The sequence below is a fragment of the Brevibacillus composti genome (genome assembly GCF_016406105.1).
GTDB lineage: Bacteria > Bacillota > Bacilli > Brevibacillales > Brevibacillaceae > Brevibacillus > Brevibacillus composti.
In genome coordinates, this window is sequence record NZ_CP066308.1 from 182919 (window position 1) to 197500 (window position 14582).

A 14582-nucleotide genomic window follows, 5' to 3' on the forward strand; every position below is an offset into this window, starting at 1 on the left:
TAAAACCTACCATTTTACTCGGTTATTATGAGGGGGAACGGAACATGCGTGTTGCGGGTTCGATTACGGAATTGATCGGTTATACGCCTCTGGTCAAGCTGAATCGCGTGGTCAGCGCGGATATGGCCGACATTTATCTCAAACTGGAGTTTTTCAATCCGGGCAGCAGCGTCAAGGACCGGATTGCTTTGGCGATGATTGAGGCTGCTGAAGCGGAAGGAAAGCTGAAGCCGGGCGATACGATCATTGAACCTACGAGCGGAAATACGGGAATCGGTCTGGCCATGGTGGCGGCGGCAAAAGGATACCGCGCGATTCTGGTGATGCCGGAGACGATGAGCCTGGAGCGTCGCAATCTGCTGCGCGCCTACGGAGCAGAGCTGGTGCTGACCCCTGGAACGGAAGGCATGGGCGGCGCCATTCGCAAGGCGGAGGAGCTGGTACAGGAAAATCCCTCCTATTTCATGCCGCAGCAATTTAAAAACCCGGCCAATCCGAAGATCCACCGGGAGACGACTGGTCAGGAGCTGTTGGAGCAGGGCAAAGAGATCGGCGGCATCGATGCCTTTATCTCCGGCGTGGGTACGGGCGGAACCATAACGGGTGCGGGTCAAGTGCTGCGCGAGAATTTCCCCGGCGTACAGATTATTGCGGTTGAGCCTGCGGCTTCGCCCGTTCTCTCCGGCGGCAAACCGGGCCCTCACAAAATTCAGGGCATTGGTGCCGGATTTGTCCCGGATATTCTCGATACGGACATCTATGATGAAATTATCAAAGTAGAAAACGACGATGCCTTCGAAACGGCTCGCACCGTAGCTCGCCAGGAGGGAATCCTCGGCGGCATTTCTTCCGGCGCAGCGATCTTCGCTGCCCTCCAGGTGGCGAAAAAGCTGGGCGCCGGGAAAAAAGTGGTTGTCGTCATTCCGAGCAATGGCGAACGCTACCTCTCTACGCCGCTGTATCAGTTTGAAGAATAGGTGCATGTTGAAGAAAAAGGACTTGTCCCCCGCGATCGGGTGACACAGGGCCCAAGGTTACCGGACGCCGGCTGTTGCTGGCGTCTTTTTTCTTACAGGCAGCCTGGCAGATGCCTCGGGAAATTTTTCTGTGAATGTGGTGAAGCGGCCAGATGTGATATGCTAAGAGAGCAACTATATTTGACGTGAATACCGGAGTGTGAACCCTTTGATTCTGCCGACCTATCCCGAATTGACCACCTATGCGGAAGCCTATCCGTACGTCCCTCTCTCCGTGCGGGTGCCCTGGCCCGATCACCTTGATCCCTGGGAGCTCTTGCAGCGTTTGCAGCCTACCCTGGAGGGAGCTGTTCTGTTGGAAAGCGGACGTGCCGGCCGCTATTCCTACCTCGCCTATCAGCCGATGGCGGTCATTACCAGTCAGGATGGCCAGACAGAGGCAGCGTTCCCAGACGGACATGTCCAGATGCTTGATGGACAGCATCCGCTGGACGCGCTACGCCGATTTCTGGCGCAGTACCGGACACCGGCCTTGCCGGACTTCCCCGATTTTTACGGCGGAGCGGTGGGCTACCTCAGCTATGAGATGAACCGTTTTTTTGAGCCCAGTCTGCCGCAGATCGCCTATGACGACTTACGGCTGCCCGATCTCTATGTTATGATAATGCAAGACCTTCTCGTTTTTGATCATGCGAAAAGAGAATGCTTCTGCGTGACGCATCTGCCTTCCCGCGGATTGACAGAAGATTCGTACCGCGATGCCGCCGATCGGCTGAGCAGACAGGCGGAGGAGCTGAGCCGCCTGCTGGAGACAGCCGCGGATGACACGGACTGGGATGCGCTTCGCAAGCGCCCTTTGGAATCCGCTACGCCGGCTGAGGTCTCTTTTGCCCAGGAGCAGTTTGAGGAAGCCGTGCGCCGGGTGCAGACCTATATCTCCCAGGGTGACGTGTTCCAGGTGAATCTCTCCGTCCGGCAAAGCAAGCCGATGAAGACGTCGGGTCCGGAGGTATACGGGGTTCTTCGCAAGCTGAATCCCTCTCCCTACATGGGGTATCTCCAATTTCCCGAGTTTCAGCTGGTCAGTGCCTCACCGGAGCTGCTGATCAAGGTAAAGGACGGCAAAGTCTCTACCCGTCCCATCGCGGGTACCCGGCCGCGCGGCAAGAATGACGCCGAGGACGAGGCGCTGGTCCGCGAATTGATCGAGAACGAAAAAGAGCGCGCCGAGCATGTGATGCTGGTGGACCTGGAGCGCAACGATCTCGGGCGAGTATGCCGCTATGGGAGCGTCCGTGTCAGCGAATTCATGGTCGTGGAAAAATACTCCCATGTCATGCACATCGTCTCCCATGTGGAAGGGGAGCTGGCCGAGGACAAGGATGCCTTCGACGCGGTAGCCGCCGCTTTTCCCGGCGGGACGATCACGGGAGCGCCCAAAGTCCGCACGATGGAAATCATCGAGGAGCTGGAGCCGGTCAAACGCGGCGTATACACGGGCTCGATCGGCTGGTTCGGCTTTCATGGAGATGTGGAGGTCAACATCGCCATCCGGACCATGGTCGTCAAGGACGGCACAGCCCATGTACAGGCAGGTGCAGGGATCGTCATCGATTCCCAGCCGCAGGCGGAGTATCTCGAGTCGCTGAAAAAAGCGGAAGCGTTGTGGAAAGCGTTGGAGTTGAGCGAGAACAGAAAGAAGAGTCGAGAGGAGAAGAGCGTATGATTTTGATGATTGACAACTATGATTCCTTTACTTACAACCTGGTGCAGTACGTTGGAGAGCTGGGCCAAGAGCTGCAGGTGTACCGCAATGACAAGATTACCCTGGAGGAGATCGAACGGCTGGCGCCTGACTATTTGATGGTCTCGCCGGGCCCTTGCACGCCAAACGAAGCGGGCATCAGCATGGACGCGATTCGCCGCTTTGCCGGAAAAATTCCGATTCTCGGCGTATGTCTGGGCCATCAATCGATCGGTCAGGTGTTTGGCGGGAAAGTCATCCGCGCCGAGCGCCTGATGCACGGCAAAACCTCTGAGGTATTCCATGACGGCCGGACGATTTTTGCCGATATCCCATCGCCCTTTACGGCAGCCCGCTACCATTCGCTAATCGTCGAGGAGGCGACCCTCCCTGCCGATCTGGAAGTGACGGCCCGCACCGCCGAAGGGGAAATCATGGCGCTGCGCCATCGCTATTTTCCGATCGAGGGCGTGCAATTTCATCCGGAGTCGATTATTACGCAGCACGGCAAGCAGCTGCTGCGCAATTTCCTGACGGCGTACGCGAAAGAATCTGTCGGTTAAAGGATCGTAGATGAAATAAGAGAGTACAGGCGACCGCTCATCCATGGGGCGGTCTTTTTCATGTTCGGATTGTAAAGGGCATCTTTGCAAAGATTTCAAACTGTTTAACGCGATCTTAATCCCCCATTCACTGTATCTAGATGATCGGCTTGTACAATCGGAGTTGTGATTACAGATACAAAAGTCCAGCGGTATGATGTCAAGCCCCTGATTCGTCAGAATTGGAAATTTGTTTTGGGATAAAGCTCTCGAATCAGGAAAAATGGCAACAACAAACTAGACCCAGTTGAAAATCATGTCATTTACCAGATTTTAACTGGGAATGACCGAAGGACATTTGCAAAGGAGGCGTTATTCTCCCGTATTCTTCACCTTCCTTCTAGGCGTGTAGAGTTGGTCGTTGCGTAGCAGCGCATCGACCAGACGCACAAGTTTTCTTGCGGTTAAAACGAGGGCGCGTTTGTGTTGGTGTTTCGAGACTTCTTTGTATTTCTTCCGGTAGTACTCGCCGAATTCTGGGTCGCGGTTTTTTACCGAGTTGGCAGCTTCAACCAGGTAATAGCGAAGGAATCGGTTGCCGGAACGGATACGTTTGGTATCTTCGGCTTCAAAGGAGCCGGATTGGTGCTTGCGCCACGTGAGACCTGCATACTTGGCTACGGCAGCTTGATCGCTGAAGCGTTCGATATCTCCGATCTCCGCCAGAATTCCTGCTGCGTAAACCAAATCAATGCCCGGAATGGAGCGCAGACACTTGGCATCGGAGATGCCTTCCAGGATGCGTGCAATGGCCTTGTCCAACTCTTTCAGCTGGGCTTGAATGCTCCGAATCGATTGGATTGACGTGCCCAGCACGATGTCGATGGAATTCTCGACAACCTTGGATAGACGGTAGGAGGCCCGAGCGGCTTTCTGTATGCACAGAGCAACATGCTCGGGATCGGGAAATCGGTTCTTTCCCTTCTCCTTGAGATAGTCAGCCAGGTCGGCGACCTCCATGTTTGCCATTTCATCGAGACTATACTTCTCCGAAAGCATCTCCATAATCGCATGGCCGAACACGGAGCTGTCCACTTCGGAACGAAAAGCGTTGCACTTGTAGAACAAGTTTTGCAGGAAGTACTGCTTCTCGCGTGTCAGATTGTGAACCAAGTGAAATCGCATACGAGTCAGCCGTTGAAGTGCCAGGTACTGTTCCTGCATCACGATGGTCGTCGTCAATCTGCCAAAACGAAGACGATCTGCAATGATCCAGGCATCAATGCGGTCAGTCTTGTCCAAGTCGGCGTAGGCTTCCCTGAACTTGTGAATGAGTTTGGGATTGATGGTAAACACCTTGGTCTTACGCTTTCTAAGAGATTCATCCTCATGCAGGAACATAGCCGGATGCCAACTGTAGACCGAGGTTGCTTCAAGCCCAATATGGATCTCGGAAGAGGAAAGCTTGTCCGAAACAGCGATAATGCGATCACGCAGGTGCGAAGCACCATGCAAATCGTTCTTTACCTTTACTGTCTCAAGCGTATCACCTTCCGGATTCATCAAACACGCTTCCAGTTCTTCTGAACTGACGTCAATACCGACAAACAGCTTCATGAGTATCATTCCTCCTTTCCGTGAGGGATTCAGGGAATAGACTCTCCGGGATGCCTCCGGCGCACTCGTCGATCAGTCACCCTCGCATATGAGAACTCGCTTCGGTCCATGAGCTGCCCCGACGCTGCTACAGTCGGGCATGGGTTGCCGAAGGGAACAGCCAGCGGGTTAGAAGTTCGAACGAGTACCGGAGAAGCAGACTTTTCGAGTAGACCATGCTACAGGAGCGATGTGAATTTCCCCGAATGGATCCCTATGTTCCATTGTCCAGAGGCATCTCGGAAAGTCTAGTGTCTCCCTCATTTTTCATGAAAATCTGTACGGGGAGAGCCCCCTTCCGTCCCCCATTGGGGGAGACGCAGGGAACACGTCCCCTGCACCCCTTCACTCGCCGTTAGGCAGCTCAGCAATGATTTGCTGAGCAGGAAAAAGTGTGGGTGTTGAAACTCGTCTGTCAAGGTTAAAATGAACGCTTCGCGACCTTGACAGACTGCATTGGAAAATGGATCACGGCTTTCTGTGATAGGAAAACTGGAAATCTTGGAGGGGACCAAAGGTCCCGTGTGGGGCTGGAAATTCCTTAATAACCAGCCTTCGAAAAATACTATACGAGGAGCGATCGACATGGACGTGAATCGTCGTCAGTTTTTGACGTATTTGGGGGCAGGTACGGCCGCGCTGGCTTCGCTGGCAACCGGCATTCCTGCATTGGCCGCGGGAGAGACAATCTCCGGAAAAACAGCCGACCATCTCTTTGGACTCGAAAACAAAAAGCATACATTCAATCCCAAATTTAAGCCGATCGATCCGACTACCAAGGATGATGTCGTCCTGCCGCAAGGATACAAATACGATGTGATCGCTGTGTACGGAGACAAAATTAACCCGGCTGGCGACACCTTCGGATTCAATGCGGACTTTACATGTTTTCTGCCGATTGACGGAAGTCCCGACCACGGTCTGCTCTGGGTCAATCACGAGTACCTGGGCGAACTGGAATACTACGTGACCGGCTATGATACGCTGAATGCCGATCCCAAAGACAACAAGCGGACGGCGGAACAGATCGAGAAATACCTGTATGCCCTGGGCGGGTCTGTCATCGAGATCAAGCGCGAGGGCGGCACCTGGAAGCTGGTGCCGGACTCCAAATACGGCCGCCGTGTCAGCGGTTTGACCAAACACGCCCTGACCGGTCCTGCTGCGTCTCTCTCCAAGGAAGTGACAGGCACCTTCGCCAACTGCTCCGGCGGTGTGACGCTGTGGAATACCATTCTGTCCTGCGAAGAGAACTATCAGGATGTCGTGGACGATTGCAAGCTGGCAGACAATCGCCACTACGGCTGGGTCATCGAAGTCGATCCTTTTGACCCTGCCTCCACGCCGAAGAAGCACACTGCGCTGGGCCGCTTCTCCCACGAAAATACGGCGATGGTGATCGCGCCGACAGGCCAACTGGCCGTCTACATGGGCGACGATGCCCGCGATCAATACGTCTACAAATACGTATCCAAAGGCAAATTCGATCCGAAGCTGGGCAAGCAGAACTCCAAACTGCTGGAAGAAGGCACGCTCTACGTAGCGGACTTCAGCAAAGGAAAGTGGATTGCGCTGGACCTGGCGACAAATGAAGCCCTGCAAAAAGCGACCAACAGTGAGGGCAAGCCTCTGTTTGCCTCCCAGGCGGATGTCGTCATCAATTGCCGCGAAGCAGCCAAAGCCGTCAAAGCGACCCCGATGGATCGCCCGGAAGACCTGGAAGTCCATCCGATCGACGGCAGCGTCTTTATCGCGCTGACCAACAACTCCAGCCACGGCAATTTCTACGGCCAGATCGTTCGTCTCTTTGAAAAGGACAACAACCACGCGGGGACAGAGTTCACGTTCGAAATCTTTGCGACAGGCGGACCGCAAAGCGGCTTTGCTGCTCCGGACAACCTCGCTTTTGACAGCGCGGGCAACCTGTGGATCGTGACCGACATCTCGTCTTCTTCCATGAATAGCGGCATCTACAAATCGTTTGGGAACAATGGCGTCTTCCTGATTCCGACCACCGGCGCTAACAAAGGGGAGGCCGTCCAGTTTGCCTCTGCCCCTGTAGGCGCGGAGATGACGGGACCTTGGTTTAACCCGGACGAGACCACCCTGTTCCTGGCTGTGCAGCACCCGGGAGAAAATCTCAAGTCCTACGACCAGCCGACCAGCCACTGGCCCAAAGGCGGCAATTCTGTTGCCCTGCCGGGTGTGATCGCCGTAACGGGCTTCTAAACAAAAGGAGTGGAGCATGTATGTTGTCGAGCATCGGTATACCCGGGCTGATCCTCATCCTGATTATCGCACTGGTTATCTTCGGGCCGAGCAAGCTTCCCGAGATTGGACGGGCCTTTGGCCGCACTTTGACGGAGTTCAAGTCAGCCGCCAAGGATTTGACCAAAGACGATGATGAGGAGAAAAAGGGGAAGCAGCAGGATTTCGCAGCCAGCAAGGGAGAGGAACCTGCCAAGCAGCTTAATTAAAGCCATCTTTCGGAGAAGGTGGTGTGCCTCGCGCGCACTGCCTTTTCCCTCTGTGCGGCATTGTCTGTGCCGTTGCATGCGCCGCTAGCCCGGGCGTTCATCTGCGTCCGATATTGTCTGTGAGGAGGAGAGTGTATGGGTCGGGAGCAGCCTTTTCTCGAACACCTGACCGATTTGCGCCGCCGGTTGATCATCGTGCTGGCTTCGTTTGTCATCAGCCTGGTAACGTGCTTTCTGTTTGTGGATCACATCTATCACTTTCTCGCCAGCCGCTCGCTGGAAAAGCTGGCCATTCTCGGCCCCAATGACATTTTGTCCATCTACATCAAGCTGTCTGCTGTTGGGGCGTTGGCGGTATCGATCCCGATCGTCGGCTATCAAGCGTGGCGGTTTGTCGAGCCTGCCCTCACGGAGCGGGAGCGGAGGGTGGCCCTTCTGTACGTCCCGGCGCTGTTTTTCCTGTTTCTGATCGGCATCAGCTTTGCCTATTTTGTCCTGTTCCCGGTCATGTATCAGTTCGTGCTGGGCTTGTCCAATGGCAATTTTGAGCTGGTGATTACGGCCCAAGATTATTTTACGTTCATGCTGAATATCTGTTTGCCGTTCGGGCTTTTGTTTGAATTGCCGGTAGTCGTGCTCTTCCTCAGCCATCTGGGGATCCTCAATCCGCATCGCCTGGCCAAGATGAGGAAGCCCGCCTACTTTATCCTTTCCGTCATCTCGGTGACGATCACGCCGCCGGACTTTTTGTCGGATGTGCTGGTAATTATCCCGCTCATTGTCTTGTACGAAATCTCCATTGCGATCTCCCGGACTGTTCATCGCAAGCGGCCGAGGGAGGCTGCACAGTTGGGATAAAAAATATGGTATGATGCTCTCGTAGAATCGGAACGCGGGAGAGAATGCTATGCAGGTGTATATCAATGGAGAAATTGTACCGGCAGACCAAGCGACGGTATCGGTGCTGGATCACGGATTTTTGTACGGCATCGGCCTGTTTGAAACAGTGCGGGTCTATCAGGGTCGCTTGTTTTTGTGGAAGGAACATTTTGCCCGGTTGTCAGCCGGGCTTTTGGCGTTGCGGATCAAAGCCGCATGGAGTGCGGAAGATCTGGAGGCTTGCATCCTGCAGACAGTGGCAGCAAACGGGCTGCGGGACGCCTATGTGCGGATCAGCATTACAGCGGGAGCGGAGGGCGTGGGACTGGCGACGGAAGACTACTCTCGGCCATCCCTGTTTATTTTTGTCAAAGAGGTGGCGCCACTGACGGAACCGCCTCGCCCCAAGCGGCTGCAAATTCTGTCTATCCCGCGGCAAACGGCGGAGGGGCATGTCCGCTTCAAATCGCATAACTACCTCAATAATGCGCTGGCCCGCCTGGAGATCGGAAACCAGGCGGATGTCGAAGGTCTTTTTCTGACCGGCGACGGATATCTGGCCGAAGGCATCGTCAGCAATCTCTTTTGGGTGAGAGCCGGGCAACTGTACACGCCTTCGGAGGAGACGGGCATTCTCGCCGGGATTACGCGCCGCCATGTCATCCGTCTGGCTGAGCGTCTCGGGATCCCCGTACATGCGGGCATCTACCGCCCGGACGAATTGCTCCGCGCCGATGAGGCCTTTGTGACGAACTCGATTCAGGAAATCGTGCCGGTTTCGAGCGTCGACGGGCGGGAGCTTCCCTCCGCCTACGGGGAGATCACCCGGGCTCTGCGCCTGGCCTACAGCCAGTCTGTAGCGAGCGGCCAGTAAATTATGGTATGCTATCAAACAACATGCCACCATGAGAGACCACGATGCGAAAGGAAGCAAAGCAGATGAAGCACAATCCATTCGTGTTACACGCTCATCATCGACGGGAAGTGAAAACGGAGCTGGCTCGTGTCGGCGTGGATCCAGCTCAAGCTGAGGCGTTCGCGGAAGCAGGGGAGCCATTGCAGATCCATCTGGAGAATCTGGCTCCCGAAGAGGCTGCTCTGATGCGCAGGGAAGCCGCTGTATGCGGAGCGGACGCCGTGGTCCATGACAATCCGGCACTTCCTGGTCGTTCCGACTTGTATATAAGAGGCACTCGCGGACAGTGGGAGGCTTTGCTGAAGCGCCTGCCGACATCCAGCGAAGGTTTGAGAGGCGCAGTCGCAGAGCTCAGAGAGCTGCTCATGATGAACCGCCAGCTTTTGAAAAGAACCAACCTGATCTGTGGAAATCGGGTTCTTCCGCTGGGACAGCGGACTCTTGTCATGGGCATCCTCAATGTGACGCCGGACTCTTTTTCTGATGGAGGCCGTTATACCGATGTGGAGCGAGCGGTCAGCCAAGCACGTGCCTTGGTCGAGGCAGGAGCGGACATCATCGATATCGGCGGGGAATCGACGCGGCCAGGCTCGGCAGCCGTCGAGCTGGCGGAGGAGCTGGACCGGGTGATGCCTGTGGTCCGTGCGCTTGCCGAGGAGCTGACGGTCCCGCTGTCGGTCGACACCTACAAGGCAGAGGTGGCGGATCAAGCGATTCGCGCCGGCGCCCATATCATCAACGACGTCTGGGGAGCCAAAAAAGACAGGAAAATGGCGGAGGTTGCGGCGCGCCATCAGGTGCCGATCATCCTCATGCACAATCGGGAAGATACGGCTTATACGCATTTTTTCAGCGACATGGTGCGGGATTTGCGGGAATCGGTTCAAATCGCCAGGGCAGCGGGTGTGCGCGACGAGATGATCATCCTCGATCCGGGCATCGGGTTTGCCAAGAGCCTGGAGCAGAATCTGGAGGCGATGCGCCGTTTGGACGATCTCGTGGCGCTCGGTTATCCCGTGCTGCTCGGCACCTCCCGCAAATCGATGATCGGCCGGGTCCTCGACCTGCCCGTAGAGGAGCGGCTGGAGGGGACAGCGGCCACAGTCGCCTTGGGTGTCGCAAAAGGCTGCCAGATCGTACGCGTCCACGATGTGCGCGAGATGAAGCGGGTCACCGCGATGATGGACGCCATGCTGAAAGGAGGCGCCCTGATTGGATAAAATCTACTTTGAGAAGATGTCATTTTACGGCTACCACGGGGTGTTTGAAGCGGAGGCTCAGCTCGGGCAGCGTTTTTATGTGGATTTGGAGATCTCTCTGGATCTGGCCAAGGCTGGTGCCAGCGACGATCTAAACGATACGGTGAATTACGCCGATATCTTTCATTGTGTGCAGCAAATTGTAGAAAAAGAGCGTTTCAACCTCGTGGAAGCATTGACCGCACAGATCGCGAGCCGATTGCTGCAGGCATTCCCATTTTCGGAGGTAAAGGTCAAGGTGACGAAGCCCAACCCGCCGATTCATGGACACTATGATGCCGTAGCCATCGAAATGATTCGAAAAAGAGAGGATATCGCTCCATGACAGTGACAGCCTATCTGGCTCTTGGCTCGAACATGGGCGATCAGGCCGAACATCTCCGGCAGGCTGTGCGCAAGCTGCACGGCCGCACCGGGATTCGCGTCATCCGCACATCACCCGTCTACGAAACCGATCCGGTCGGCTTTGTGGATCAGGATGCGTTTTTGAATATGGTCATTGCCGTGGAGACCGAACTTTCCCCAGATGAACTCTTGGATGCGGCGCTGCATGTGGAGCAGGAGCTGGGACGTGTTCGGACGATTCGTTGGGGGCCGCGAACCATCGACATCGATGTACTGCTGTATGGGGACGAGAAGCTGGAGAAGGAAGACCTGACGATTCCCCATCCCGCGATGACAGAGCGGGCCTTTGTGCTGATTCCATTGCGCGATGTCTGGGTGGGAGGCGCTTTGCCCGTATGGGGCCGGCCTGTCGACGATTTCCTCAGGTTGTTGCCGCAAGAGGACAAGGGGGTACAAATATGGGGAACAATCGACTGGGAAACCGGATTCGATCATTCCGTAAGCTGAAGGGCTTGACCCAGCAGTCGCTGGCAGAGAAGATGGGCGTCTCGCTCTCCTTTGTCGGGTCGCTGGAAAGAGGGACAAAAACCCCGAGTGAGCCCGTTTTGCGCAAGATCGCCAGCACTTTACAGGTGGATTATGAGGAATTATGTGCTATAAATAATAAATAACTTTTTCCTGGGGCTCTGCCTCTCCATCCACCCGTTTTGTCCCGGAGGACGATTCTTCTGATATGCGGGAAAAGGAGGTTGAATGATGACACTGAAAATTGCCGACATCGAACTGAAAAACAACGTCGTGCTCGCTCCCATGGCAGGGGTATGCAATCCCGCTTTTCGCTTGATCGCCAAAGAATTCGGCACAGGACTGGTCTGTGCGGAGATGGTTAGCGACAAAGCGATTGTCCATGGAAACAAGAAGACGTTGGATATGCTCTATGTCGATGAACGCGAAAAGCCGCTGAGTCTTCAGATTTTTGGCGGTGACAAGGAAACGCTTGTAGCTGCGGCAAAATACGTGGATCAAAACACGAACGCAGATATCATTGATATTAATATGGGCTGCCCGGTTCCGAAAATCGTCAGCTGTGATGCGGGTGCCCGGCTTCTGCTGGATCCCAATAAAATCTACGAGGTGGTCTCGGCTGTAGTCGACGCCGTCGAAAAGCCGGTGACGGTAAAAATGCGCATCGGCTGGGATGAAGAGCACCTCTATGCCATCGAAAACGCACAGGCTGTCGAGCGTGCAGGCGGAAAAGCCGTTTCCGTGCACGGCCGCACACGTGTCCAAATGTACAAGGGCAAAGCGGACTGGGATTGGATCCGCCGCGTCAAAGAGGCCGTCTCCATTCCGGTCATCGGAAACGGGGATGTCGCCACGCCGGAGGACGCTCGCCGCATGCTGGACACGACTGGCTGCGACGGGGTCATGATCGGCCGGGCTGCATTGGGCAATCCGTGGATGCTGTATCGGACGATCCAGTATCTCACGACCGGGGAGCTTCTGCCCGAGCCTACGCCGCGTGAAAAGATGGAGATTTGCCTGCTCCACGCCGAGCGCTTGATTGCCTTGAAAGGCCCGCGCGTCGGCGTGCTGGAAATGCGCAAGCATGCCGCATGGTATCTGAAAGGCTTGAAAGGTGCGACTCACACGAAAAACCTGATCAACGCGGTGGAAACGGAAGAGGAACTTCGCCGTGTTCTGCTGGATTATGTTGATTGGGTGGAAAACAGTCCGGACGAAGCGGAAGGAGAAGAGCTTGCACCCCAGGAAGAGGCCGTCAGTTATTAAGGTATCCAGACATTGACAAGGATTCCTTCATATCCTATAATACGTCGTATTATCGGGACGTAAGCTGCCAGTTTATATGCTGGCAGCTTTCCCTATGACAATGGCGTTGACAGCTTGGTCTTCATCTTCTGCCTGTATATTGTATAGAACATCTACATATAATCCTTTGTACTTTACCCAGTGCGATGGAATTATTTAAACGGGGGAATTGAACCATGTCGGAAAAAGAAGTGATTCTTACACCTGAAGGTTTGGCAAAACTGGAACAAGAACTGGAAGATTTGAAAACGGTTAAACGCAAAGAAGTGGCTGCACGGATCAAAGAAGCGATCAGCTATGGAGATATTAGCGAGAACTCCGAGTACGAAGAGGCGAAAAATGAGCAAGCGTTCATCGAAGGCCGCATTCTGACTCTGGAAAAAATGCTTCGCAATGCACGCATTATCACCAACGAGGATGTCGATACCGGCGTAGTCAGTGTCGGCTCCACGGTGAAACTGAAGGACCTGGAATACGGCGACATCGTCGTATACACGATCGTCGGTTCTGCTGAATCCGATCCGATGAACAACAAGATCTCCAATGAATCCCCGGTCGGGCAGGCGCTGCTGGGCAAGGCGGTTGGCGCCGTCGTCGACGTATCGGTACCGGCGGGTGTCATCCAATACGAGATCCTCGAGATTAACTTGTAATTGTCCCGGACAAGGCGTACCTTAGAAAAAGGGTACGCCGTATCGCTATTTATCCACCCAATTTGTGACAAAGGCATGGTAAGGAGTGAACAAGGCAATGAATAACGAGCAAGACCGACAGCAGGAAGAACAGCAACAGGAAAGCCTCCACGAGTTGCTGCAGGTGCGCCATGACAAAATGAATCAGCTTCGTGAATGGGGCATTGATCCGTTTGGCAAAAAGTTTGAACAGAAGGATCATGCAGCCGATATTATCAGCCGTTTGGGGGACAAGACCAAAGAAGAGCTGGAAGCAAGTGAGCATCTCGTCTCCATCGCAGGCCGTCTGATGGCCAAACGCGAAATGGGGAAAGCCAGCTTCGCGCAGCTTCTGGATCGCTCCGGTCAAATCCAGATCTACGTGCGGCTGGATACCGTCGGCGAAGAGGCTTTTCGCGTATTCGATCTCAGTGACATTGGCGACCTGATCGGCGTCAGCGGTGTCATTTTCAAGACAAAGACCGGTGAGCTGAGTGTGAAGGCGAAAGAGCTGACGTTCTTGACCAAATCACTCCGTCCTCTGCCGGAAAAATATCACGGATTGAAGGATATCGAGACACGCTACCGCAAACGCTACGTCGATCTGATCGTCAATCCTGAGGTGCGTGACACCTTTATTACCAGAAGCCGCATTTTAACCTCGATGCGCCGCTATTTGGACAACCTTGGTTTCCTGGAAGTAGAAACTCCGACGCTGCACGCCATCGCCGGAGGCGCCGCTGCCCGTCCGTTTATTACGCATCACAATGCGTTGGACATGGAGCTGTACATGCGGATTGCGATCGAGCTGCATTTGAAGCGGCTGATTGTCGGCGGTCTGGAAAAGGTGTACGAAATCGGCCGCGTCTATCGGAATGAGGGGATCTCTACCCGTCACAATCCGGAATTTACGATGATCGAGCTGTATCAGGCGTACGCCGACTTTGATGATATTATGACATTGACCGAAGAGCTGATCGCTCATATCGCCCAGGAAGTCCTGGGGACGACCAAAATCCAGTACCAAGGAAACGAAGTCGACCTGACGCCAAAATGGCGCCGCGTACACATGGTCGATCTCGTAAAAGAACATGTCGGCGTTGATTTCTGGAAGCACATGAGCGACGAGGAAGCTCGCGCGCTGGCCAAAGAACACGGGGTGCAGGTGGAGCCGCACCATACGTTTGGACATGTCGTCAACGAGTTTTTCGAACAAAAGATTGAGCACACCCTGATTCAGCCGACGTTTGTCTACGGGCATCCGGTCGAGATTTCTCCGCTGGCAA

General features: G+C 54.7%; 15 protein-coding genes (1 of these 15 only partly in view). 14 read left to right on the top strand and 1 reads right to left on the bottom strand.

From position 1 onward, the window contains the following. Positions 1-44 precede the first annotated feature (44 nt). From cysK to pabA, 3 genes are all read left to right on the top strand, one after another. Positions 45-977, top strand: a complete 933-nt coding sequence (gene cysK / locus JD108_RS01050) for a cysteine synthase A (protein ID WP_198828202.1) — start codon at positions 45-47, stop codon at positions 975-977. A gap of 211 nt (positions 978-1188) precedes the next feature. Then, on the top strand, positions 1189-2703 hold the full coding sequence (locus JD108_RS01055) for an anthranilate synthase component I family protein (RefSeq protein ID WP_198829939.1): 1515 nt from the start codon (positions 1189-1191) through the stop codon (positions 2701-2703). Further along, the gene (gene pabA, locus JD108_RS01060) at positions 2700-3284 is read left to right on the top strand and encodes an aminodeoxychorismate/anthranilate synthase component II (protein ID WP_198828203.1); all 585 of its coding nucleotides are present in this window, start codon (positions 2700-2702) and stop codon (positions 3282-3284) included. The genes JD108_RS01055 and pabA overlap by 4 nt, the downstream gene beginning before the upstream one ends. Positions 3285-3635: 351 nt before the next feature. On the opposite strand, the gene JD108_RS01065 is transcribed toward pabA, so the two are convergent. After that, positions 3636-4880 (bottom strand): IS110 family RNA-guided transposase, encoded by a 1245-nt coding sequence (locus JD108_RS01065; protein WP_198828204.1) that lies wholly within the window; start codon positions 4878-4880, stop codon positions 3636-3638. 624 nt (positions 4881-5504) lie between these two features. On the opposite strand from JD108_RS01065, the gene JD108_RS01070 reads away from it, so the two are divergent. The 11 genes from JD108_RS01070 to lysS form a co-directional block, all read left to right on the top strand. Continuing rightward, positions 5505-7148: a PhoX family protein gene (locus tag JD108_RS01070; protein ID WP_198828205.1), complete on the top strand. Its 1644-nt coding sequence runs from the start codon at positions 5505-5507 to the stop codon at positions 7146-7148. A gap of 20 nt (positions 7149-7168) precedes the next feature. Continuing rightward, positions 7169-7396 carry a twin-arginine translocase TatA/TatE family subunit gene (gene tatA, locus JD108_RS01075; protein ID WP_198828206.1) on the top strand — a complete coding sequence of 76 codons (228 nt, stop codon included), beginning with the start codon at positions 7169-7171 and terminating at the stop codon, positions 7394-7396. A gap of 135 nt (positions 7397-7531) precedes the next feature. After that, the gene (gene tatC, locus JD108_RS01080) at positions 7532-8254 is read left to right on the top strand and encodes a twin-arginine translocase subunit TatC (RefSeq protein WP_198828207.1); all 723 of its coding nucleotides are present in this window, start codon (positions 7532-7534) and stop codon (positions 8252-8254) included. A 49-nt stretch (positions 8255-8303) separates the two neighbouring features. Next, a complete protein-coding gene (gene pabC, locus JD108_RS01085; RefSeq protein ID WP_198828208.1) occupies positions 8304-9149 on the top strand; it encodes an aminodeoxychorismate lyase in 846 nt (281 codons plus the stop codon). Positions 9150-9193: 44 nt separating this feature from the next. Further along, the gene (gene folP / locus JD108_RS01090; protein WP_228728259.1) at positions 9194-10411 is read left to right on the top strand and encodes a dihydropteroate synthase; all 1218 of its coding nucleotides are present in this window, start codon (positions 9194-9196) and stop codon (positions 10409-10411) included. Then, positions 10404-10775 carry a dihydroneopterin aldolase gene (gene folB, locus JD108_RS01095; RefSeq protein WP_198828209.1) on the top strand — a complete coding sequence of 124 codons (372 nt, stop codon included), beginning with the start codon at positions 10404-10406 and terminating at the stop codon, positions 10773-10775. The genes folP and folB overlap by 8 nt, the downstream gene beginning before the upstream one ends. Beyond that, positions 10772-11302: a 2-amino-4-hydroxy-6-hydroxymethyldihydropteridine diphosphokinase gene (folK, locus tag JD108_RS01100; protein ID WP_198828210.1), complete on the top strand. Its 531-nt coding sequence runs from the start codon at positions 10772-10774 to the stop codon at positions 11300-11302. Before folB ends, folK begins: the two co-directional genes overlap by 4 nt. After that, on the top strand, positions 11254-11466 hold the full coding sequence (locus JD108_RS01105; protein WP_198828211.1) for a helix-turn-helix domain-containing protein: 213 nt from the start codon (positions 11254-11256) through the stop codon (positions 11464-11466). Before folK ends, JD108_RS01105 begins: the two co-directional genes overlap by 49 nt. A gap of 91 nt (positions 11467-11557) precedes the next feature. Next, positions 11558-12586, top strand: a complete 1029-nt coding sequence (gene dusB, locus JD108_RS01110; RefSeq protein ID WP_198829941.1) for a tRNA dihydrouridine synthase DusB — start codon at positions 11558-11560, stop codon at positions 12584-12586. A gap of 215 nt (positions 12587-12801) precedes the next feature. After that, on the top strand, positions 12802-13278 hold the full coding sequence (gene greA, locus JD108_RS01115) for a transcription elongation factor GreA (RefSeq protein ID WP_198828212.1): 477 nt from the start codon (positions 12802-12804) through the stop codon (positions 13276-13278). 97 nt (positions 13279-13375) lie between these two features. Then, positions 13376-14582, top strand: the 5' portion of a protein-coding gene (lysS, locus tag JD108_RS01120; protein ID WP_198828213.1) for a lysine--tRNA ligase. The gene runs 314 nt beyond the window's last position; 1207 of the gene's 1521 nt are visible here — the first part of the coding sequence; the start codon lies at positions 13376-13378; its stop codon lies beyond the right edge, outside the window.